This is a genomic window from Streptomyces yamdrokensis, assembly GCF_053890455.1.
Window position 1 is genome coordinate 2,539,719 of record NZ_CM132679.1, and the last position, 21,939, is coordinate 2,561,657.

17 protein-coding genes and 2 tRNA genes are annotated in these 21,939 nt (G+C 70.2%); 2 read left to right on the forward strand and 17 right to left on the reverse strand.

Annotated features, from left to right (window positions below):
- Positions 1-32: 32 nt before the first annotated feature.
- The 9 genes from rodA to ACWZEH_RS10870 form a co-directional block, all read right to left on the reverse strand.
- Entirely contained in the window at positions 33-1,235 is a 1,203-nt protein-coding gene (gene rodA / locus ACWZEH_RS10830) for a rod shape-determining protein RodA (protein WP_456197829.1), read from the reverse strand.
- The gene (gene mrdA / locus ACWZEH_RS10835) at positions 1,232-3,523 is read right to left on the reverse strand and encodes a penicillin-binding protein 2 (RefSeq protein WP_456197831.1); all 2,292 of its coding nucleotides are present in this window, start codon (positions 3,521-3,523) and stop codon (positions 1,232-1,234) included. The genes rodA and mrdA overlap by 4 nt, the downstream gene beginning before the upstream one ends.
- Before the next feature lie 89 nt (positions 3,524-3,612).
- The gene (gene mreD / locus ACWZEH_RS10840; protein ID WP_456197833.1) at positions 3,613-4,278 is read right to left on the reverse strand and encodes a rod shape-determining protein MreD; all 666 of its coding nucleotides are present in this window, start codon (positions 4,276-4,278) and stop codon (positions 3,613-3,615) included.
- 12 nt (positions 4,279-4,290) lie between these two features.
- Complete coding sequence (mreC, locus tag ACWZEH_RS10845) at positions 4,291-5,232, reverse strand: rod shape-determining protein MreC (protein ID WP_456197835.1); 942 nt, start codon at positions 5,230-5,232, stop codon at positions 4,291-4,293.
- A gap of 168 nt (positions 5,233-5,400) precedes the next feature.
- Positions 5,401-6,420: a rod shape-determining protein gene (locus ACWZEH_RS10850; protein ID WP_456197836.1), complete on the reverse strand. Its 1,020-nt coding sequence runs from the start codon at positions 6,418-6,420 to the stop codon at positions 5,401-5,403.
- 488 nt (positions 6,421-6,908) lie between these two features.
- Complete coding sequence (gene ndk, locus ACWZEH_RS10855; protein ID WP_456197838.1) at positions 6,909-7,322, reverse strand: nucleoside-diphosphate kinase; 414 nt, start codon at positions 7,320-7,322, stop codon at positions 6,909-6,911.
- Positions 7,323-7,538: 216 nt separating this feature from the next.
- A complete protein-coding gene (locus ACWZEH_RS10860) occupies positions 7,539-7,877 on the reverse strand; it encodes a DUF4233 domain-containing protein (protein WP_456197839.1) in 339 nt (112 codons plus the stop codon).
- 6 nt (positions 7,878-7,883) lie between these two features.
- Positions 7,884-9,461 (reverse strand): bifunctional tetrahydrofolate synthase/dihydrofolate synthase, encoded by a 1,578-nt coding sequence (folC, locus tag ACWZEH_RS10865; RefSeq protein ID WP_456197841.1) that lies wholly within the window; start codon positions 9,459-9,461, stop codon positions 7,884-7,886.
- A 102-nt stretch (positions 9,462-9,563) separates the two neighbouring features.
- Positions 9,564-12,212, reverse strand: a complete 2,649-nt coding sequence (locus tag ACWZEH_RS10870; RefSeq protein ID WP_456197843.1) for a valine--tRNA ligase — start codon at positions 12,210-12,212, stop codon at positions 9,564-9,566.
- A gap of 138 nt (positions 12,213-12,350) precedes the next feature.
- On the opposite strand from ACWZEH_RS10870, the gene ACWZEH_RS10875 reads away from it, so the two are divergent.
- Entirely contained in the window at positions 12,351-13,304 is a 954-nt protein-coding gene (locus ACWZEH_RS10875; RefSeq protein ID WP_456197845.1) for a hypothetical protein, read from the forward strand.
- A 102-nt stretch (positions 13,305-13,406) separates the two neighbouring features.
- Here the strand turns inward: ACWZEH_RS10875 and clpX are convergent, their stop codons facing one another.
- From clpX to ACWZEH_RS10900, 5 genes are all read right to left on the reverse strand, one after another.
- Positions 13,407-14,693, reverse strand: a complete 1,287-nt coding sequence (gene clpX, locus ACWZEH_RS10880; protein WP_456197847.1) for an ATP-dependent Clp protease ATP-binding subunit ClpX — start codon at positions 14,691-14,693, stop codon at positions 13,407-13,409.
- Positions 14,694-14,882: 189 nt separating this feature from the next.
- Positions 14,883-15,563, reverse strand: a complete 681-nt coding sequence (locus ACWZEH_RS10885) for an ATP-dependent Clp protease proteolytic subunit (protein WP_456197849.1) — start codon at positions 15,561-15,563, stop codon at positions 14,883-14,885.
- A gap of 166 nt (positions 15,564-15,729) precedes the next feature.
- A complete protein-coding gene (locus ACWZEH_RS10890; RefSeq protein ID WP_456199536.1) occupies positions 15,730-16,338 on the reverse strand; it encodes an ATP-dependent Clp protease proteolytic subunit in 609 nt (202 codons plus the stop codon).
- 497 nt (positions 16,339-16,835) lie between these two features.
- A complete protein-coding gene (gene tig, locus ACWZEH_RS10895; protein WP_456197851.1) occupies positions 16,836-18,260 on the reverse strand; it encodes a trigger factor in 1,425 nt (474 codons plus the stop codon).
- Between the two features lie 168 nt (positions 18,261-18,428).
- Positions 18,429-18,505: transfer RNA gene (locus tag ACWZEH_RS10900), tRNA-Pro, on the reverse strand.
- A gap of 178 nt (positions 18,506-18,683) precedes the next feature.
- Between ACWZEH_RS10900 and ACWZEH_RS10905 the strand changes: the two genes are divergently transcribed.
- A tRNA-Gly gene (locus ACWZEH_RS10905) sits at positions 18,684-18,754 on the forward strand.
- Here the strand turns inward: ACWZEH_RS10905 and ACWZEH_RS10910 are convergent.
- From ACWZEH_RS10910 to ACWZEH_RS10920, 3 genes are all read right to left on the reverse strand, one after another.
- The gene (locus ACWZEH_RS10910) at positions 18,709-19,476 is read right to left on the reverse strand and encodes a hypothetical protein (protein ID WP_473965381.1); all 768 of its coding nucleotides are present in this window, start codon (positions 19,474-19,476) and stop codon (positions 18,709-18,711) included. The genes ACWZEH_RS10905 and ACWZEH_RS10910 overlap by 46 nt on opposite strands.
- A gap of 744 nt (positions 19,477-20,220) precedes the next feature.
- Positions 20,221-20,415: a hypothetical protein gene (locus ACWZEH_RS10915; protein ID WP_456197854.1), complete on the reverse strand. Its 195-nt coding sequence runs from the start codon at positions 20,413-20,415 to the stop codon at positions 20,221-20,223.
- Between the two features lie 1,009 nt (positions 20,416-21,424).
- Complete coding sequence (locus tag ACWZEH_RS10920; protein ID WP_456197856.1) at positions 21,425-21,910, reverse strand: HD domain-containing protein; 486 nt, start codon at positions 21,908-21,910, stop codon at positions 21,425-21,427.
- Between the last annotated feature and the right edge of the window lie 29 nt (positions 21,911-21,939).

Here is a 21,939-nt window from a genome sequence, read left to right on the forward strand (position 1 = left end):
ACCGGGTCGGCCGAAAGGGCCTGGTGGCCGGGTTACGCGGACAGCGGGCGTCGCAGTCTGATCGACTGCAGGAGGCCCACGGCCAGCCACACCGCGAACATCGACGAGCCGCCGTAGGACACGAACGGCAGGGGCAGACCCGTGACCGGCATGATGCCGAGGGTCATGCCGATGTTCTCGAAGGACTGGAAGGCGAACCAGGCGACGATGCCGGCGGCGACGACGGTGCCGTACAGGTCGGTGGTGTCGCGGGCGATGCGGCAGGCACGCCACAGGATGACGCCGAGCAGGACGATGATGAGTCCGCCGCCGACGAAGCCGAGTTCCTCCCCGGCGACGGTGAAGACGAAGTCGGTCTGCTGCTCGGGCACGAACTGGCCGGTGGTCTGCGAGCCCTCGAAGAGCCCGGAGCCGGTGAGACCGCCGGAGCCGATGGCGATGCGGGCCTGGTTGGTGTTGTAGCCGACGCCTGCGGGGTCGAGCTCGGGGTTGGCGAAGGCGGCGAAGCGGTTGATCTGGTACTCGTCGAGCACCCCGAGCTGCCAGACGGTGACCGCGCCGGCCACGCCGGCGCCGATCAGGCCGAGGACCCACCGGTTGGAGGCACCGGAGGCGAGCAGGACGCCGAGCACGATGACGGCCATGACCATGACCGACCCGAGGTCGGGCATCAGCATCACGATCACCATGGGGACGGCGGCCAGTCCGAGTGCCTGCAGGACCGTGCGGTGGTCGGGGTAGGGCTTGTCGCCCGCGTCGACCCGGGCGGCGAGGAGCATCGCCATGCCCAGGATGATCGTGAGCTTCACGAACTCGGACGGCTGGACCGAGAAGCCGCCGCCGAGCTTGATCCAGGAGTGGGCGCCGTTGATGGTGGAGCCCAGCGGGGTGAGCACCAGCAGGATCAGCAGCACCGAGGCGCCGTAGAGGACCGGCACGGCGGTGCGCAGGGTGCGGTGGCCGAGCCAGAGCATGGCGATCATCAGGGCCAGGCCGATGCCGGTGTTCAGCCAGTGCCGGACCAGGAAGTAGTACGGGTCGCCCTGGTTGATGTCGGTGCGGTTGCGGGTCGCCGAGTAGACCAGGAGGGAGCCGAGCAGCGACAGGGCGATCGCCGAGAGCAGTATCGGCCAGTCGAGGCGCCGGGCCGGGGAGTCGCGGGCGAAGAGCCGCGTCCAGCCGGCCCGCTCGGGTCCGTATCCGGAGACGTGGAAGCTGTTGACTCCGCCGGTCATGGCGCCGACCTCCGGCCTGCCGTGCGGCGTGCCCGGACGCCGCCCCGCCGAAAGCCGCCCCGTCGTGCGTCGCGGCGGCGGGTGTCGCGGTTGGCGGGCGGGGATGTGGTCGTGGTCGCGCCCTGTTCCTGGGACAGTCCGTCGGGTGCCTGCTCGCCCTCCGCGGCGGCCCGCTGTTCCTTGGCCGGGTCCTTGGAGACCTTCGGGGAGAGGATGGTGCCGTCCGTCCTGACCTTGGGCAGCGTCTTCTGCGGGGTGGGCAGCAGTGCCTTCCTCTCGTCGATGACGCCGTCCGGGGAGACCCCGTACAGCGCGTTGTAGACGTTGCGCACGGCGGGACCCGAGGCACCGGAGCCGGTACCACCCTGGGAGATCGTCATGACGATCGAGTAGTCCTCGGTGTAGGTGGCGAACCAGGAGGTGGTCTGCTTGCCGTAGACCTCCGCGGTGCCGGTCTTGGCGTGCATCGGGATCTCGTCCTGCGGCCAGCCGCCGAACCGCCAGGCGGCCGTACCGCGGGTGGCGACTCCCTCGAGGGCGCCGTCTATCTCGGCGAGGGTCTTCTTGGTGACCGGCAGCTTGCTCTGCGCCTCGGGCTCGATCTCCGTGACCTTCTTGCCGTCGGGGCTGATGACGGCCTTGCCGACGGTGGGCTGGTAGAGCGTGCCGCCGTTGGAGAGGGCCGCGTAGACGGAGGCCATCTGGATGGGGGTGACGAGGGTGTCGCCCTGGCCGATGGAGTAGTTGACGGAGTCACCGGCACGCAGGCGGTTGCCTTCGAGGCAGTTCTCGTAGGCGATCTGCTCGACGTAGCTGCCGCCCTTCTTGCCGGACTTGCACCAGGCGTCCTTGTTGGCCTCCCAGTAGTCGCGCTTCCACTGGCGGTCGGGGACACGGCCGGTGACCTCGTTGGGCAGGTCGATGCCGGTCAGCTCGCCGAGGCCGAACTGGTGGGAGGTCTTGTAGAACCAGTCCTCGGCGTTCTTCTTCGGCTTGTTGCCGCCGTCGCGCTTCCACTCCTCGTGGGCGAGGCGGTAGAAGACGGTGTCGCAGGAGACCTCGAGGGCACGGCCGAGGCTGATCCGGCCGTGGTTCTGGGACTCGAAGTTCTTGAAGACCTGGCCGCCGATGGAGTACGAGCTGGAGCATTCGTAGGGGCCGTCGAAGGAGTACCCGGCGTTGACCGCCGCGGCGGTCGGGATGACCTTGAAGATGGAGCCGGGCGCCGACACGCCCTGGATGGCGCGGTTGAGCAGCGGGTAGTTGGAGTCCTTGCCGGTCAGGCTCGCGTAGTCCTTGCCGGAGATGCCGCCGACCCAGGCGTTGGGGTCGTAGCTCGGGTTGGAGGCCATGGCGACGACCCGGCCGGTCTTGGCCTCCATGACGACGATGGCACCGGAGTCGGCCTCGTAGAGGCGGTTGGTGTTGCGGTCCATCTCCTTGCGGGCGGCCTTCATCGCCTCGTTCAGTTCGTACTCGGCGACCCGCTGGACGCGGGCGTCGATGCTGGTGACGAGGTTGGCGCCGGGTTCGGCGGGGTCGGCCTGGGCCTCGCCGATGACGCGGCCGAGGTTGTCCACCTCGTAGCGGGTGACGCCGGCCTTGCCGCGCAGCTCCTTGTCGTACTGGCGCTCGAGGCCGGAGCGGCCGACCTGGTCGGAGCGCAGGTACGGCGAGTCGGTGTCCTGCGCCTTCTGGAGTTCCTCGTCGGTGACGGGCGAGAGGTAGCCGAGGACCTGGGCGGTGTTGGCCTGTCCGGGGGCCGCGTACCGGCGTACGGCCTGGGGCTCGGCGCTGATGCCGGGGAAGTCCTCGGCGCGCTCGCGGATCTGCAGGGCCTGCTTGGCGGTGGCCTCGTCGGTGATGGGGATGGGCTGGTACGGCGAGCCGTTCCAGCAGGGCTGGGGGGTCTCGGCGTCGCACAGCCGGACCTTCTCCATGACGTCCTCGGCGGGCATGCCGAGGACACCGGCGAGCTTGGTGAGGACCGCCTCGCCGTCGTCGCGCATCTTCATCAGCTCGGTGCGGGAGGCGGAGACGACCAGCCGGGTCTCGTTGTCGGCGAGGGCCACCCCGCGGGCGTCCAGGATGGAGCCGCGGACCGCGGGCTGGACGACCTGCTGGACGTGGTTGCCGGAGGCCTCCTTGGCGTACTCGGCGCCTTCGCGGATCTGGAGGTACCACAGGCGCCCGCCGAGGGTGCCGAGGAGGGAGAGGACGAGGACCTGGATGACGACGAGCCGGATCTGCACCCGTGTACTGCGCCCGGTCTCGGGGATGTTACTCATGGGCGCAGCCCATTCCGTTGAGGGTGGTGGTGGGAGACGGGTGGGAGTTGGTCACGCGGCTTCCTCCCCCTCGGTGAGGTGGTGCGGGGTCACAGGCGCTTGACCCCCTTGATGCGGCCGGCCCGCGCCACCCGTGCCCGCGCCGCCTTCACGCGAAGGCCCCGCTGGGCGCCGATGCGCAGCCCGGTGCCGCCGGAGCTCCAGCCGGAGGCGACGTCGCCGGACTTGGCGGAGCTGGTCTCGGCGAGCGGATCGTTCTCGGCCCGGCGGGCCAGGGCCATGACGCCGGGGACGACGAACGGGGCGAGCAGCAGGTCGTACAGGGCGGCGCTGAAGAGCAGTCCGCCGAGGCCGACATGGCGGGCGGCGGTGTCACCGACGAGGGCGCCCACGCCGGCGTAGAGCAGGGTGGAGCCGACCGCGGCGGCGACCACCACGGTCATGGGGCCACTCGCCGATCTCACCTGGCCGGACTCGGGCTTGACCAGTCCGGCGAGGTAGCCGATGACGCACAGCACGAGGGCGTAGCGGCCGACGGCGTGGTCGGCGGGCGGCGCGAGGTCGGCGAGGAGTCCGGCGCCGAAGCCGATGAGGGAGCCGCCGACATGGCCGTAGACCAGGGCGAGGCCGAGGACGGTGAGGAGGAGCAGGTCGGGGACGGCACCCGGGAGGTGGAGGCGGGCGAGGACGCTCACCTGGACCACCAGGGCGACGACGATCAGTGAGCTGGAGAGCAGGATCCGGTTGACGCGCATGGGTGACAGCTCCTACTGCTCTTGCTGGTACTGGCCGTCGGCAGGGGCGGACGGGGTGACGGTCACCGTGACGGTCGGGGTGGGCGTCGGCTTCGGCTTCTCGGGCAGCACCGTGTCGCGCGGGTCCTTCTCGGGGGCCTGGACGACGACGCCGACGACGTCGAGCTTGGTGAAGCCGACGAACGGCGTGACGTAGAGGGTGCGGGTGAGGCCACCGCCGGAGGGGTCGACGCGGGAGACGGTGCCGACGGGAACGCCGGGCACGAACGGCTTGTCGGCCTGGGAGCCGAAGGTGACCAGCCGGTCGCCCTTCTTGATCTCGGCCTTGCCGTTGAGGAGTTCGACGCGCAGGGGCCGGTCGCCCTGGCCGGAGGCGAAGCCGAGTTCGTCGCCGGCCTCCATGCGGGTGCCGACGGTGAAGTCGGGGTCGTTGGCGAGCAGCACGGTGGCGGTGTGCGGGCCGACGGTGGTGACCCGGCCGACGAGTCCGTCGCCGTTGAGGACGGTCATGTCGCGCTCGATGCCGTCGTTCGCGCCGACGTCGATGGTGATGGTCCAGGAGAACCCCTGGGCCGCTCCTATGGCGATGACCTGAGCGCCCTTGATGCCGTACTGGCCCTGCCCGGCGACCTTCAGCATCGTGTCGAGCTGCTCGGCCCTGCTGCGGTTGCGGTCGTCGCTGCCGAGTTCGGCCTTGAGCGCGGCGTTCTCCCGCTCGAGTTCGGCGAGCCGGTCGTGCCGGTCGCCGGAGTCACGGACCGCGGCGACCGCGTTGCCGATCGGGTCGACCGCGCCGGAGACCCCGTTCTCGATCGGGCCGAAGACCGTGGCCGCGGCCTGTCGGGCACCGTCGACCGGGGAATCCTCTCCGCCGCGGATGTCCACCGTGATCAGTGCGAAAGCGGTGGTGATCAGCAGCACCAGGAGCAGCCGGCTCTCTCGTGTGTCCCTCACGTGCGGCGGCCGTGCCTTCCTCGTCGAAACGGGTAGCGAGAACGGAAGTCGTCAGAAGTCTTCGGAAGTCTTCGGGAACGGTCGGAAAGTATGAATGGGCTGGTGTCTCTATATCAACGATCCGCCGTACGAGAGGAGATCGTCCCGTACGGCGGAATCGAAGAGGTGTCATCTGCGCGGCTGGGCGTCCAGCACCTGCTGGAGTGCCTCGAACTCCTCGACGCACTTTCCGGAGCCGAGCGCCACGCTGTCCAGCGGGTCCTCGGCGATGTGGATGGGCATGCCCGTCTCCCGGCGCAGCCGCTCGTCCAGGCCGCGCAGCAGGGCGCCGCCACCGGTCAGCACGATGCCCCGGTCCATGATGTCGCCGGACAGTTCCGGCGGGCACTTGTCGAGGGTGGTCTTGACGGCGTCCACGATCGCGTTGACGGGCTCCTCGATCGCCTTGCGGACTTCGGCGGCGGAGATGACCACGGTCTTGGGCAGCCCGGAGACCAGGTCCCGGCCGCGGATCTCGGTGTGTTCGTCGGAGTCGAGGTCGTACGCCGAACCGATCGTGATCTTGATCTGCTCGGCCGAGCGCTCACCCAGCAGGAGGGAGTACTCCTTCTTGATGTGCTGGATGATCGCGTTGTCCAGTTCGTCGCCCGCGACCCTGATGGACTGGGCGGTGACGATGCCGCCGAGGGAGATGACCGCGACCTCCGTGGTGCCTCCGCCGATGTCCACCACCATGTTGCCCGTGGCCTCGTGGACCGGCAGGCCGGAGCCGATGGCCGCGGCCATGGGCTCCTCGATGATGTGCACCTGGCGGGCGCCGGCCTGGGACGACGCCTCGATGACGGCACGGCGCTCCACACCCGTGATGCCCGAGGGGACACAGACGACGACCCGCGGGCGGGCCAGGTACCGCCGCTTGTGGATCTTCAGGATGAAGTAGCGGAGCATCCGCTCGGTGATCTCGAAGTCGGCGATGACGCCGTCCTTCAGGGGGCGGACGGCGACGATGTTGCCGGGGGTGCGCCCGATCATCTTCTTCGCTTCGGACCCGACCGCGAGGATGCCACCGGTATTGGTGTTGATCGCCACGACGGACGGCTCGTTGAGTACGATCCCGCGGCCTCTGACGTACACCAGCGTGTTGGCGGTCCCGAGGTCGACAGCCATGTCACGGCCGATGAACGACATTGAGTTCCCCATCAGGATTCGTCTGGCCTTCCCACTGGCTTTTGAGGGCTTTTCAGGTAGGCGAGGTGGGTGCGGTGACGCGAAGGCTTCCATCGTAGACGCGCCATCGCGAACACGGCGCGAGGGTCTTCGCCATTGTCATCGGATGGCGGATCCCGTTGCTTGCGGAGACGGGCCATCGGGGGCATTCGTTCCCCCGAACGCCACTCGTTCGTGGAAAAGGTCCGGGGGCAAAGCCCCCAGACCATCGCCAGGCGGCCGAAACCGCAGCCCACGGACGCTACGTGATTGTTATGCGCGACCTTGGCGGGTGATCGTCGCGTGCGGCCCTCGCGTCCCTTGCCGTACGCGTGTTGTACACAACCGTTGTGCGCATTCCTCGCGCACGGCGGGTACGCCACGTACGGCCACGCGGGCGATCGGCACGCACGGCCCGTACCCGTGGGGCCGTCACGCGCGGCCGATGCGGACGGTGTTGCCCGTGAACGTCAGGCGCGGCCCGGGAAGAAGATCTTCACCTCGCGCTCGGCGGACTCCTCGGAGTCGGAGGCGTGGATCAGGTTCTCCCGGACGATGACGCCGAAGTCCCCGCGGATCGAGCCCGGGGCCGCGGCGACCGGGTCGGTCGGACCGGCCAGTTGGCGCACGCCCTCGATGACCCGCTCACCCTCGACGATCATCGCCACGACGGGGCCGGAGGCCATGAACTCCATCAGCGGCTCGTAGAACGGGCGGCCGACGTGCTCCGCGTAGTGCTGCTCCAGGGTGGCACGGTCCAGGGTCCGCTGCTCCAGCGCGGTGATCCGCCAGCCGGCCTTGCGCTCGATACGGCTGAGGATCTCGCCGACCAGTGAGCGGCGGACGGCGTCCGGCTTCAGGAGGACGAGGGTGCGCTGTGTCATGGTGTGCGGCTCCTTGCAGGCCAGGAAGTCGAATGGCCCGAGGCTACCCGGTGGGGCAGCGGGGTCGGCACCCGGACCTCGCCCGGTGGCCCCGCTGTCGCGGGGAGCACGGCCGGCGGTGAGCCGGGCACAGGGGGAAGCCGGGATCGTCCCCGCGCCGGCGAAGAGGGCCCGGGTGCCGGGCACGGTGAGGCACCCGGCACCGGCAACGCCCCGCTATGCCCGCTGTCGTGCCGCGAACATCGCCTTCGCCTCGTCGATCTTCCGCCCGTAGTGCACCGAGGCCCACCACAGTGCCGCGAACATCACGCCCAGGAGGAACATCATCGGGACGAAGACGCCGGAGGCGATCAGCAGGATCTGCAGGGCCCAGCCGAGGGCGACGCCGCCGGGCCGGGTGATCACCCCGCACAGTGCCACGGACAGGAACATGGCGATGCCGCAGACCGTCCACACGGTGCCGGTCGCCAGGTCCGGGTCCTTCATCGCGACCAGTCCGGCGAAACCGATGACGAAGAACTCGCCGATCAGGGTCGACGCGCAGAGTGTACGCACGGTTCCTCAGCCCTTCCCCAGAAGCAGTCGGGCCTCGCCGACGGTGATGACGGAACCGGTGACGAGCACACCGGCGCCGGTGAACTCGCCCTCCTCCTCGGCGAGCGTGATCGCCGCCTCCAGCGCGTCGGGCAGCCGGGGTTCGACCTGGACGCGGTCCTCGCCGAACACCTCGACGGCGATCCCGGCCAGTTCGTCGGCGTCCATCGCGCGGTGGCTGGAGTTCTGTGTGACGACGACCTCGGCGAAGACCGGTTCGAAGGCCTCCAGCAGCCCGCGCACGTTCTTGTCCCCGCTGGCGCCGACCACGCCGATGAGCCGGCTGAACTGGAACGCCTCCCCGACCGCCCCGGCCGCGGCCCGCGCGCCCGCCGGGTTGTGGGCGGCGTCCAGCACGACGGTGGGCGACCGGCGTACGACCTCCAGCCGGCCCGGTGAGGCGACGGCGGCGAAGGCCTTGCGGACGGTGTCGATGTCCAGCGGCTCGGCGCGCTGGGCGCCCACGCCGAAGAACGCCTCCACGGCGGCGAGCGCCACGGCGGCGTTGTGCGCCTGGTGGGCGCCGTGCAGCGGCAGATACACCTCGGAGTACTCGCCGCCGAGGCCGCGCAGGGTCAGCTGCTGGCCGCCGACGGCGACCTGCCGGGCGACGACCCCGAACTCCAGTCCTTCCCGGGCCACGGTCGCGTCGGCCTCGACGGCCTTCCTCAGCAGCACCTGGGCCGCGTCGACCGGTTGCTGGGCCATGATCACCGTCGCGTCCGGCTTGATGATGCCGGCCTTCTCGGCGGCGATCTCGGCGGGCGTGGTGCCGAGCCGGTCGGTGTGGTCGAGGTCGATCGGCATCACCACGGCGACACTGCCGTCGATCACGTTGGTGGCGTCCCAGCTGCCGCCCATGCCGACCTCGACGACGGCCGCGTCCACCGGCGCGTCGGCGAAGGCCGCGTACGCCATGCCGGTGAGCACCTCGAAGAAGGACAGCCGGTGCTCCTGCCGCTCGTCGACCATCTCGACGTACGGCGCGACGTCCCGGTACGTCTCCACGAACCGCTCGGCGGAGACCGGCGCGCCGTCGAGGCTGATCCGCTCGGTGACCGACTGGACGTGCGGCGAGGTGTAACGCCCGGTGCGCAGTTCGAAGGCACCGAGCAGGGCCTCGATCATGCGGGCGGTGGACGTCTTGCCGTTGGTGCCTGTGATGTGGATCGAGGGGTACGCGCGCTGCGGCTCGCCCAGGACGTCCATCAGCGCGGCGACCCGGGTCAGGGAGGGCTCCAGCTTGGTCTCGCCCCAGCGGGACGCCAGTTCCCCCTCGACCTCCCGCAGCGCCTTGTCGACCTCGGGGTCCGCCGGCCGCGCGGGCACGTCGGACTCGGGCGCGCCGCCCTGCGTGCGCAGGGTGCGGCTGCCGGCTTCGATCACCGCGAGGTCGGGGTCCCGGTGGGTCTCCGCCTCGATGATCTCCTCGAAGGGGTCGGGAGAGTCGAGAGGGTAGAGGGGATCCGGCCGGTCGTCGTGGTCACCGTGGTCGTCGTGGTCACCGTGGTCGTCGTGGTTGCCGTTCGGAGGGAGGTCGCTCACGGGGCCAGTCTACGTATCCGCCCGCATCCGCCCCACGGCAGCCGAGAGCCCCCGGAACCGCTCGGGCTCCGGGGGGCTCTCGAGGACGTGGGACGGCCGGGGCTACGCCTTCGGGAGCCGTTCCAGCTGGGCCCCGATGCGGGTGATGTCCTCGTCCGCCTTGGCCAGCCGGGTACGGATCTTGTCGACCACGTGGTCGGGGGCCTTCGCCAGGAACGCCTCGTTGCCCAGCTTGGCCTCGGCCTGCTGACGCTCCTTCTGCGCGGCCGCGAGGTCCTTGGTGAGGCGCTTGCGCTCGGCCTCGAAGTCGATCACCCCGGACAGGTCCAGGGCGACCTCGACGCCCGCCACCGGCAGGGTCGCCGTCGCGGTGAACGCGTCGCCCTCCGGCTGGAGACGCAGCAGCTGCCGGATCGCCGCCTCGTGCGGGGCGAGCGCCGAGCCGTCGAGGGACAGCCGGGCCGGGACCCGCTGGCCGGGCTGCAGGCCCTGGTCGGCGCGGAAGCGGCGGACCTCGGTGATGACGGACTGGAGGGTCTCGATCTCCCGCTCGGCGCCGGCGTCCCGGAAACCGCCCGGCGTGTCGGCGCCGGGGACGGACACCGCCGTCGGCCAGTCGGCGACGACGACCGACTCGCCGCCCGTGAGGGTGGTCCACAGGGTCTCGGTGACGAACGGGACCACGGGGTGCAGCAGCCGCAGCGTGACGTCGAGGACCTCGCCCAGGACGCGCTTGCCGGCCTCGGCCGGCTCGCCGCCCGCCTGGAACGTCGTCTTGGACAGCTCGACGTACCAGTCGAAGACCTCGTCCCACGCGAAGTGGAACAGCGTGTCGGACAGCTTGGCGAACTGGAAGTCGTCGTAGAACGCGTCGACCTCGGCGACGACCGAGTTCAGCCGGGAGAGGATCCAGCGGTCGGTCGACGACAGCTTCGACGCGTCCGGCAGCGGGCCGTCGACCGTGGCGCCGTTCATCAGCGCGAAGCGGGTCGCGTTCCAGATCTTGTTGGCGAAGTTGCGGGAGCCCTGGACCCAGTCCTCGCCGATCGGCACGTCGGTGCCCGGGTTGGCGCCGCGCGCGAGGGTGAAGCGGAGGGCGTCGGAGCCGTACTTGTCCATCCAGTCCAGCGGGTTGACCGCGTTGCCGAAGGACTTCGACATCTTCTTGCCGAACTGGTCGCGGACCATGCCGTGCAGGGCGATGGTGTGGAACGGCGGGGTGCCGTCCATCGCGTACAGGCCGAACATCATCATCCGGGCGACCCAGAAGAAGAGGATGTCGTAGCCGGTGACCAGGACGGAGTTCGGGTAGAACTTCGCGAGCGATTCCGTCTGTTCGGGCCAGCCCAGCGTCGAGAAGGGCCACAGGCCGGAGGAGAACCAGGTGTCGAGGACGTCGGTGTCCTGGTGCCAGCCCTCGCCGCTCGGTGCCTCGTCGTCGGGTCCGACGCAGACGACCTCGCCGTCCGGCCCGTACCAGACGGGGATCCGGTGGCCCCACCACAGCTGCCGCGAGATGCACCAGTCGTGGAGGTTGTCGACCCAGTCGAAGTACCGCTTCTCCATCTCCTGCGGGTGGATGGTGACCCGCCCGTCGCGGACGGCGTCGCCCGCCGCCTTGGCCAGCGGGCCGACCTTGACCCACCACTGCATGGACAGGCGGGGCTCGACGGTGGTCTTGCAGCGCGAGCAGTGGCCGACGCTGTGGACGTACGGCCGCTTCTCGGCGACGATCCGGCCCTCGGCGCGCAGCGCGGCGACGATGGCGGAGCGGGCCTCGAGCCGGTCCAGGCCCTGGAAGGGGCCGTGGACGGTGATGACGGCGTGCTCGTCCATCACGGTGAGGGACGGCAGGTCGTGGCGGCGGCCGATCTCGAAGTCGTTCGGGTCGTGCGCCGGGGTCACCTTGACGGCACCGGTGCCGAACTCGGGGTCGACGTGCTCGTCGGCGACGACCGGGATGGAGCGGTCGGTCAGCGGCAGCCTGATGAGCTTGCCGATCAGGTGCCTGTACCGCTCGTCCTCGGGGTGGACGGCGACGGCCGTGTCGCCGAGCATCGTCTCGGCGCGGGTGGTGGCGACGACGATGGTGTCGTCCCCGTCGCCGTACGTCATGGAGACGAGTTCGCCGTCGTCGTCCTGGTACTCGACCTCGATGTCGGAGATCGCGGTCAGACAGCGCGGGCACCAGTTGATGATGCGCTCGGCGCGGTAGATCAGCTCGTCGTCGTAGAGCCGCTTGAAGATGGTCTGGACGGCCTGGGACAGCCCCTCGTCCATGGTGAAGCGCTCGCGCGACCAGGCGACACCGTCGCCGAGGCGGCGCATCTGCCCGGAGATCTGGCCGCCGGACTCGCCCTTCCACTGCCAGACCCGCTCGACGAAGGCCTCACGGCCCAGGTCGTGCCGGGACTTGCCCTCCTTGCCGAGTTCCCGCTCGACGACGTTCTGCGTGGCGATGCCGGCGTGGTCCATGCCGGGCTGCCACAGCGTCTCGTGGCCCTGCATGCGCTTGCGGCGGGTGAGGGCGTCGATGAGGGTGTGCTCGAAGGCGTGCCCGAGGTGCAGGCTGCCCGTGACGTTCGGCGGGGGGATGACGACGGTGTACGGGGGCTTGTCGCTCTTCGCGTCGGCCTCGAAATAGCCCCGCTCCACCCAGCGCTCGTACAGCGGCCCCTCTACGTCGGCCGGCGCGTACTGGGTCGGCAGTTCGGAGGTGGGCGACTGCGGCTGCTGAGAGTTCTCGGTCACGAGCCTCAGTTTAGAGGTGTCACGGGCCAGTCCCGAAACGCGTTTCCTTTGTAACGGTGCACCCCCCGACGGCCTGATCACGCCGGAGCTGAGACAGGATGTCAGCGACACATAAGCATCTGGAGGGGAACCCAGAACATGAGCTACAACCAGCCGGGCCCGTACGGCGGGCAGCCCCAGCAGCCCGGACCGTACGGTCAGCCGGGTCCCTACGGCCAACAGCCGCAGGCTCCGCAGCCCGGCTACGGCTACCCCCAGCAGACCCCGCCGCCCGGCCAGCCCGGGTACGGCTACCCGCCCCAGCCCGGCCAGGGCGTCCCGCCGCAGCAGCCCCCCTACGGCCAGGCCCCGTACGGCGCGCCCCAGCCCCCGGCACCGGGTGGCGGCGCCAAGAAGGCCGGCTGGATCATCGGCGCGGTGGCGGTCGTGGTGGCGATCGGTGTCGGCGCGTACTTCGTGATCGGCGGGGGCGGCGGCGCGGGCGGCCTGGAGGACGACGGCCCGCACAAGCTCTCGGCGCCGGAAACGGTCATCGGCGAGTACACGCGCGTCGGTGAGGCCGGCGAGGACTCGAGCTCCAGCACCACGAAGGACCTGGCCAAGGGCGGCGTGAAGGACGGCAGGTCCGTCGGCGCCTCCTACTCGACGGCCGACTTCAGCAACTACGACCCCGCGAACCCCGACCCGGCCGACATGCCCGGCCAGGACGAACTGCTCAAGGCGAAGGGCGTCACGTTCTTCGGCGCCTACGGCGAGGTCGAGGACCCCGAGGCGGCCGTGGACAAGCTCTTCGCGAACATCGAGAAGGAGACCAGGGAGAACTCGTCCAACGGGGACTCGTCCAACGAGCTCATGACCGAGCTCGTGGGCGAGCCCGAGGCGGTCGACCTCGACGGTGCGGTGATGAAGTGCCAGGCGGGCAAGGGCAACAACAACCTCACCAAGAAAGAGACCACCAACTGGTTCTGCATCTGGGCCGACTACAGCACGGTCGTCGTCGTCTCCCCCGGTGACAACACCAAGGACATCACGAAGGACGCCGCCGCGGACATCGCCACGAAGCTCCGCGACGACGTGCGCGTGCCCGCGTAGTACGCGGAGCGTGCCCGCGCACTACGCGGGAGCGCGGAAGGGCCCCGGTCGCTCGACCGGGGCCCTTTCGCATGTGCGGGGAACGGCGGTTGCCGCCGTTCCCTACGCCGTCTTCTGCTCGCCCGGTCCGCGGCCGCGGGCGTCGCGCGGGATCAGGGTCGGGTTGACGTTGGAGAGGACCACGTCCGCGGTGATCACCACGCGGGCGACGTCCTTGCGGGACGGGACCTCGTACATGACGCCCTGGAGGACTTCCTCCATGATGGCGCGCAGGCCGCGGGCGCCGGTCTGGCGGAGGATGGCCTGGTCGGCGATGGCCTCGAGGGCCTCTCGCTCGAAGTCCAGCTCCACGCCGTCGAGTTCGAAGAGCCGCTCGTACTGCTTGACGAGCGCGTTGCGCGGCTCGATCAGGATCTGGAGCAGGGCCTCGCGGTCGAGGTTGTGGACCGAGGTGATGACCGGGAGCCGGCCGATGAACTCGGGGATCATGCCGAACTTGACCAGGTCCTCCGGCATGACCTGCTCGAACTGGTCCTTGGACTCGATCTCCCGCTTGGAGCGGATGGTGGCGCCGAAGCCGATGCCCTTGGCCCCCGCACGGCCCTCGATGATCTTCTCCAGGCCCGAGAAGGCACCGCCCACGATGAACAGCACGTTCGTCGTGTCGATCTGGATGAACTCCTGGTGCGGGTGCTTGCGGCCGCCCTGCGGCGGGACGGACGCCGTGGTCCCCTCGAGGATCTTCAGCAGGGCCTGCTGGACGCCCTCGCCGCTCACGTCGCGCGTGATCGACGGGTTCTCGCTCTTGCGCGCGACCTTGTCGATCTCGTCGATGTAGATGATGCCGGTCTCGGCCTTCTTGACGTCGTAGTCGGCGGCCTGGATCAGCTTCAGCAGGATGTTCTCGACGTCCTCGCCGACGTACCCCGCCTCGGTGAGGGCGGTGGCGTCCGCGATCGCGAACGGGACGTTCAGCATGCGGGCGAGGGTCTGGGCGAGGAGGGTCTTGCCGGAGCCGGTGGGGCCCAGCAGCAGGATGTTGGACTTCGCCAGCTCGATGGCGTCCTCGCGGCCCTGGGCGCCGCCGTTCTCCCCCGCCTGGACCCGCTTGTAGTGGTTGTACACGGCGACGGAGAGGGCCTTCTTGGCCGATTCCTGGCCGACCACGTACCCCTCGAGGAACTCGTAGATCTCCCGGGGCTTGGGCAGTTCCTCCCAGCGGACCTCACTGGTCTCGGCGAGTTCTTCCTCGATGATCTCGTTGCAGAGGTCGATGCACTCGTCGCAGATGTACACACCGGGCCCTGCGATGAGCTTCTTGACCTGCTTCTGGCTCTTGCCGCAGAACGAGCACTTGAGCAGATCGCCGCCGTCACCGATGCGTGCCACGGTGTGCTTCCCCTTCGCCTGGGAGCCGCCTGGACGTCAACGTCCAACGACTCCTGGTGCTGCCTTATGTCCGACGGTACCTTGCCGGGCCCCCCGTTCGGGCCCCCCTCGGCACGGTTCGCTTCGACGCGGACCGTCATGAACCATGCCAAGGGGCGGCAGACGATACAGCCTCCCGGGCCCCACGCGTCAGCGCAGGCTGGAGTTGTCCATCTTCCGGGTGGTGATGATCTGGTCGATCAGGCCGTAGTTCAGCGCGTCCTCGGCCGTGAGGATCTTGTCGCGCTCGATGTCCTCGCGGATCTTCTCGACCGGCGTGGTGGAGTGCTTGGCCAGCATGTCCTCGAGCTGCGCACGCATCCTGAGGATCTCGTTGGCGGCGATCTCCAGGTCGGAGACCTGGCCGCGGCCGGTCTCGCTGTACGGCTGGTGGATCAGCACGCGGGCGTTCGGCAGCGCCATGCGCTTGCCGGGCGTACCGGCGGCGAGCAGGACCGCGGCGGCGGAGGCCGCCTGGCCCATGCAGACCGTCTGCACGTCGGGCTTCACGTACTGCATGGTGTCGTAGATCGCCGTGAGGGCGGTGAAGGAGCCGCCGGGGCTGTTGATGTAGACGGAGATGTCCCGGTCGGGGTCCATCGACTCCAGGCACAGCAGCTGCGCCATGACGTCGTTGGCGGAGGCGTCGTCGATCTGCACGCCGAGGAAGATCACGCGCTCCTCGAAGAGCTTCGCGTACGGGTCGTACTCGCGGATGCCCTGGGAGGTGCGCTCGACGAAGCGCGGGATGACGTAGCGGGACTCGGCCGCGGGGCCGGTGTACTCGGCACGGGTGCGGTCGTACAGGCCGCTGCCGGGGAAGTCGTTCACAGTGTCTCCTGGAAAGGGGCTGAGGCGGTGGGCCGGGGCTGCTGGGGCTGCCACCGGGCCCTCCGAGCCGGTCCGGGCCGGCCCGAGCGGGTCTGCTCGGAGCCGGTCCCGTCCGGGTCGGGGTCCGGTGGGGGTCCTACGGGGCCGTGTGGCTCCCGTGGGCCGCTCAGGCCGCCCCGGTGCCGCCGCCGCCCGGCATGCCCGCGGCCGTGGGCATGACGTCGTCGATGAGGCCGTACTCCTTGGCCTCGAAGGCGTCGAACCAGCGGTCGCGGTCCGAGTCGCGGGTGATCTGCTCGATCGTCTGGCCGGTGTGCTGGGAGGTGAGCTCGGCCATGCGCCTCTTGGTGTGCAGCAGCCGCTCGGCGTGGATCTTGATGTCCGAGGCCGAGCCGGCCAGGCCGGCGGACGGCTGGTGGATCAGGATCTCCGCGTTCGGCAGTGCGAAGCGCTTGCCGGGCGTGCCCGCGCTGAGCAGGAACTGACCCATCGAGGCCGCGAGGCCCATGGCGATGGTCACCACGTCGTTCTTGATGTACTGCATGGTGTCGTAGATCGCCATGCCGGCGGTGATGGAGCCGCCGGGGCTGTTGATGTAGAGGAAGATGTCCTTGTCCGGTTCGGCGGCAAGGAGCAGCAGCTGTGCGGTGATCTTGTTGGCGATGTCGTCGTCGACCGGCTGGCCGAGGAAGATGATCCGCTCGCCGAGCAGCCGGTTGTAGACCTGGTCGCCGAGGCCACCACCGATAGAAGGCTCGCCGGCGGCTGAAGGCATCAGATTCGTCACGTATCCACCTGCTCGTCTTACGACGGCGCCGGGCCGTCTCACGTGTTCTGCCGGGGCGTGGGGCCGTCCGGCCGTGCTCGCGGACTCCCCTGCCCTCGTACTCATGGACCCTAACGCGCGGGCTCCTTCGGGGAATCCCGGAGCGGGGGGTGTTCGCTGTGAGCGCAGGGTGCTCCGCCGGGTGCGCCGGGTTCCCGCGTCGTGGGCGTGTCCGCCGGTGGAGGTCCGGCGGGGCGCTTCCGGTGGATCTCCGTGGAAGAAGGAGCGGCGTGTCCGGCGGGCCGGGAGCGTGTGCCGGGCGTCGCGACGCCGCAAAGGCCCGTCAAGAAGCGCCTCGGAGCGGGGCGGCCGGCCGCGCCCACGCGGCGGAGCCGCACACCGGCACGGCCCCGCGCCCCTGGGTGTACTGCCCTGCCGTACGACAGACGGGCCCCGGCGCTGAATGTCCGGGGCCCGTCGTATGTCCGTCAGAGGCGACGCGAGGGTCAGCCCTCGGTCTTCTCCCCGGCCTTGTCGGCCTTGGCGTCGTCGGCCTCGGCCTCGGCGGGGGCCTCGTCGGCGTCCGCGGCGGGGGCCTCGGCGCCCTCGCCCTCTTCTTCCTCGTCGTCGAGGTCGACGATCTCGCCGTTGGTGTCCTTGACCGTGGCCTTCTCGACCACGGCGGCCAGGGCCTTGCCGCGGGCGACCTCGCCGACCAGGAGCGGAACCTGGCCGCCCTCGACGACCGCCTGGGCGAACTGGTCGGGGGACATCCCGGAGGAGGCCGCACGCCGCATGAGGTGCTCGGTGAGCTCCTCCTGGTTGACGTTCAGCTTCTCCTGGTTGACCAGCTCGTCGAGGACGAACTGGGTCTTGATGCCCTTGACCGCGGCCTCGCGGGTCTCGGTGTCGAACTCCTCGGCGGTCTTGCCCTGGATCTCGAGGTACTTCTCGAGGTCGAGGCCCATCTGGCCGAGCTGGTGGTGCTCGAGGTTGTGCTTACGGGTGTTGATCTCGTCCTCGAGCAGCTTCTCCGGGACGGGGACCTCGACCAGCTCGAGCAGCTTGTCCAGGACGCGCTCCTGGGCCTGCGTGGCCTGGTCGTACTGCTTCATGTTCTCCAGGCGCTTGCGGCTGTCCGCGCGCAGCTCCTCGAGGGTGTCGAACTCGGAGGCGAGCTGCGCGAACTCGTCGTCCAGCTCGGGCAGCTCCCGCTTGGCCACCTGGGTGACCTTGACGGTGACCTCGGCCTCCTTGCCCGCCGCGGAACCGCCCTTCAGCTCGGAGGTGAAGGTGGCCTCCTGGTCGGCCGACAGGCCCGTCACCGCGGCGTCGACGCCGTCCAGCAGCTCGCCGGAGCCGATGGTGTAGGAGACGCCGCTGGCGATGCCGTCCTCGAGGACCTCGCCGTCGACCTTGGCCTCAAGGTCGATCGTGACGACGTCGCCGTCCTCGGCGGCGCGCTCGACCGGGGCGGTGGAGGCGAAGCGCTCACGCAGCTCCTCGACGGCCTTGTCGACGTCCTCCTCGCTGACCTCGACGGCGTCGACCTCGACCTCGATGCCGGAGTAGTCCGGGATCTCGATGGTCGGGCGGATGTCGACCTCGGCGGTGAAGTTCAGCGTCTCGCCGTCCTTCAGCTCCGTGATGTCGACCTCGGGCTGGCCCAGCGGGTTCAGCTCGGCCTCGTTGACCGCGTCGGTGTAGAACTTCGGGAGCGCGTCGTTGACCGCCTCCTCCAGCACCGCACCGCGGCCGAACCGCTGGTCGATGACCCGGGCCGGGACCTTGCCCTTGCGGAAGCCCTTCACCGTGACCTGCTGGTTGATCTTCTTGTACGCCGCGTCGAGGCTGTCCTTGAGCTCCTCGAAGGGCACCTCGACAGTGAGCCGAACCCGGGTCGGGTTCAGGGTCTCCACGGCGCTCTTCACGGTTCGGTCTCCTTGGTGGCTGACTTCTGGATTTCTGCCGGGACCAGAACGGTCCGGCCGATTCGCAGCCCGGAGACTTCAGACGCTGAGCACACGGGCGTGCAGCTTGCATAGTAACGGCAGCGGCTACAGCGGCCCAAAGCCGATCACTGGCGGTGATCGGGTGACTGGTCGGGGTGGCGGGATTTGAACCCACGGCCTTCCGCTCCCAAAGCGGACGCGCTACCAAGCTGCGCCACACCCCGTCTGGTGCGACACGTAGGGTACATGCCGGCACCCGGTCGGGACGCCGCATTTACCGGGCGTGGCGCGCTGCGCGGCGCGGCGCCGGGGCCGGGGCGGGCACGGGGTGTGCGACGAGGGCGCACCACCCGCTACGATGCCTGTCAGTACCGCGGCCCCAGGGCCCGCGATGCGTGATGTGCGGGCGTAGCTCAATGGTAGAGCCCTAGTCTTCCAAACTAGCTACGCGGGTTCGATTCCCGTCGCCCGCTTTGAACGGCTCAGGGCCAGGTCGGAGGATCATTCCTCCGGCCTGGCCCTGAGCTCTTTCCGGCGTCCGGGTCGTGCCGGCCTCCGCGCCTCGCCCCGGTCTGCTCGTCGGCCGGCCGGCATCCGTGTCCCTCATCGTGCGGAAGGTCTCCGGGGCGGGCCGGAGCATGCCTTCAGGACCGGCGCAGCGGGCTCGGCGGCGGCCGGACGGAAGCTTGCGGACACGGCCGGCGGTCGGTCCCCGGCCAGTCCTCCCCTTGGGCGTCGAGGTCCCGCAGGGCCTCGCGGGCGGCTTCGCGGGCGAGGTGGATGTCGCGGCGGATGGTGGCGGCGAGCCGGGATCCACCGGGGGTGCGGCCGTGGCCGACCCGTCGTCGGCGGCCCCGCGCCAGGCCCGGCAGCGACTGGGCCCCGGGCCGCTTGCGCTTCTGTTCGACCGGCCGCGCGGACCGCTCGGCACGCGCGGCACGATCGGGGTGTTCCGGCGGGGTCCGCTTCCGTCGGCATGCGGCCCGCACCACACGCCCGGCCGGCCACCCCCAGGTGCGGCCGACCTCCCTGGCCGGGCGCGGAACCCGCGCGCCGATCGACGCCACCCCCGGGCCGCAGCACCGCACCGAGCCGCCCCGGACCCGAGAGCCGCCGCCGTCACCGGCGCCGACCCGCCGTGGCGGGTGCAGTCCGAACGTCCGCCACCGGCGATCGAAGCGCTGCCGGACGGCACGCATCGCGGGCGTCATGACTTCGCGCACCCCTGCACCCCTGCACCCCTGCACCCCTGCACCCCGTGACCATGTGTCAGATCACCCTTACGCATCGTTACTCCACTACACGCCGAGGGGAGACCTACATCACAGTGGCCCAACGCGAAAGCCCACCGATCGCCGCTCAGGCTTCCCGGCAGGAGCGGCGATCGGCGGGCGGGCACCCAGGAGGTACTGCTATGCGTGTGACCTCGGCGAACCCACCTTCAATCCCCCGACTGCGAGACTGGACTGCCGTCCTCGTCGTCATCGTGGTCGTCTACGTCCCCGTCGCACAGATCCAGGACGTTCTGACCAGCTTGACCGCACTGTCGGCAGTCCTGGTCTGCGGCTCCGCGGTGAACGCGGTATCAGCCCGCCGGCCGCGGACGACCTCGTGACCGCCGACCGGACCCGACGACGAGGCCCCTCCCGGCCTCCCCTCCCCGGGAGGCCGGGAGAGAGCCACCCGTGCCCCCGGCGTGCCCGATCCGGCAGGAACGGACGAGGGGCAACGGGGAACACCGGCTGACGACTCGAAACCGCCCGGGTCAGCGTCTCGCCGGGTCGGGCAAGGCCCGGTCGCGCGATCTCCCGGACCAGCCACGCGGGTTCGATTCCCGTCGCCCGCTCCATACGGTGCAGGGCCGGCCGGAGGTCCATTCCTCCGGCCGGCCCTGTTCGCGTTCCCGGACACCGGCAGGACCGGACGCCGGCAGAGGGCGTCAGAAGCTGATCGAATTGATCATGTCCGCTATCGAGTTCATGAAGCGGTTGATCGACGGCGCCATGCCGGTGGAGGCGAGGAAGAAACCGAAGAGGATCGCGACGATCGCGGGGCCGGCCTTGATGGAGCCGCCTCTGATCAGCACCACAAGGATGACCGCCAACAGCACCACCACAGACAGTGAAATGGCCACAACTGATCACACCCCTGGTCGGTCCGCTCGTCCGGTCCGGGTGACGCATCCCCGCGCGCCCCGCCAGAACCATCGTGCCACCAACAGGGCCGGGCCATGCGGCCAGTGACGCATCATCCGTCTCGCATCGGCCGCCCCTCGCGTGCGCGCGCCCGCCCGCGAGGGGCCCGCCCGGGGCCAACGGTTCGATCTCGCACGGTAATTCGACTCACCACCCGCAGGCGGAATTCGACCGGGCCCCTGCCGTATCCGCACAACGCGTCCACGGCTGTTCACTTTTGCCGCCCCCGCGTCCCGACGAAGCACAGGGCAGGCCTCGAAGAAGAATGGAATGGACATCTCACGAGCTCGCACGATGAGGCATACGCGCCTTTCACCCTGGGGCAATCGGCGCACAACAGGCGCCCCGGGTGCCCTGGAACCCCGCTCGCGCGGTGCGTTGGGCGTGTGCCGGCCGTCACGGCGACAGGGCCGTCAGCACTCACCGATCGCGGGTACCCGGAATGGAGAACCGGAACGACGTGGGGATTCCACGCCTTCCACGGCGAAGGCCAGGGTGCCTCAGATGCTCCACGCCGCCTCGTCCTCCAGAAGCGCGGCGAGTGCGCCGGTCCCCTCCCCGAGTTCTTGGCGGGTGGCCCTGTGACGGACTCGTCGCGACCGGACGCCAACCGCAGGGCGTTTGGAGCGCCGGGCTCCGCCAAGCGGCGGGACGCGTTCTTCGGCAACGCCGAGTACCTGGCGATCGTGCTGGTGGCCACAGGCCGCTTCTGGAAGCCCGTCAAGGGTGACAGCCGGTCCCTGGAGGCCGCGTACACCGTCGTGTACGCGGTTTTGTATGCGCGGCGTCCGGTGCGGTGCGTCGCAGGGCGGAAGGCCGTCCGCGTGCCGGGGTACTGGGTGTACGCGGCCGGCCCCGACAACGCGGCGGGGCGCCGTGCCGGGCGCCGCGGGCCGGACGGGACTTCCGCGACACGCTCCAGCCGGTCCAGTGGGCCGGTGCGTCCGGTCAGGCCGGCCGGTCCGGCCGGTCGCCCGCCACAAGGCCGAGGAGAGTGCGCGTCCGCTTGTACTTCTCGGTCAGCCGGGTGCGGGTGGCCCCGTCGAGTACCGCCAGCCGCGCCGGATCGGCGTTGTGCGCCAGGTCCGCCTCCTTCACCAGCAGTGCGCCGGGCGTCGCGAGAATCCGGGCCGCGTACACCTCGGGCGGCTCCCCGGACCGCTTGGTGACCGCGAGGACGATGTCCTTGGTCCGCCGGGTCAGTGCCGCTTCCCGGAGCCACTCCTGCGACAGCCTGCCGTCCTCGACGGCGTCGTGCAGCCAGGCCGCCGCGATCTGCTCCTCGTCGCCGCCGCGCGCCCGGACGCCCTCGGCGACGGCCCTCAGGTGCTCGGCGTACGGCACGCCCGCCTTGTCGGTCTGGCTCTCGTGCACGGCGCGGGCGGTGGCCTCGATCTGGGCGAGGGTCAGCAGGTTGCGCGGTGTCCCGTTCACCCTTCCAGTGTCCCTCGCCCGCGACGACG

Excerpts from the sequence above, each read along its gene's own strand:
- ACWZEH_RS10850 (WP_456197836.1), bottom strand. The coding sequence starts at position 6,420 with ATGTCGTTCATCGGCCGTGACATGGCTGTCGACCTCGGGACCGCCAAC.
- ACWZEH_RS10890 (WP_456199536.1), bottom strand. The coding sequence starts at position 16,338 with ATGCCTTCAGCCGCCGGCGAGCCTTCTATCGGTGGTGGCCTCGGCGAC.
- rodA (WP_456197829.1), bottom strand. The coding sequence starts at position 1,235 with ATGACCGGCGGAGTCAACAGCTTCCACGTCTCCGGATACGGACCCGAG.
- ndk (WP_456197838.1), bottom strand. The coding sequence starts at position 7,322 with ATGACACAGCGCACCCTCGTCCTCCTGAAGCCGGACGCCGTCCGCCGC.
- ACWZEH_RS10875 (WP_456197845.1), top strand. The coding sequence starts at position 12,351 with ATGAGCTACAACCAGCCGGGCCCGTACGGCGGGCAGCCCCAGCAGCCC.
- mrdA (WP_456197831.1), bottom strand. The coding sequence starts at position 3,523 with ATGAGTAACATCCCCGAGACCGGGCGCAGTACACGGGTGCAGATCCGG.
- mreD (WP_456197833.1), bottom strand. The coding sequence starts at position 4,278 with ATGCGCGTCAACCGGATCCTGCTCTCCAGCTCACTGATCGTCGTCGCC.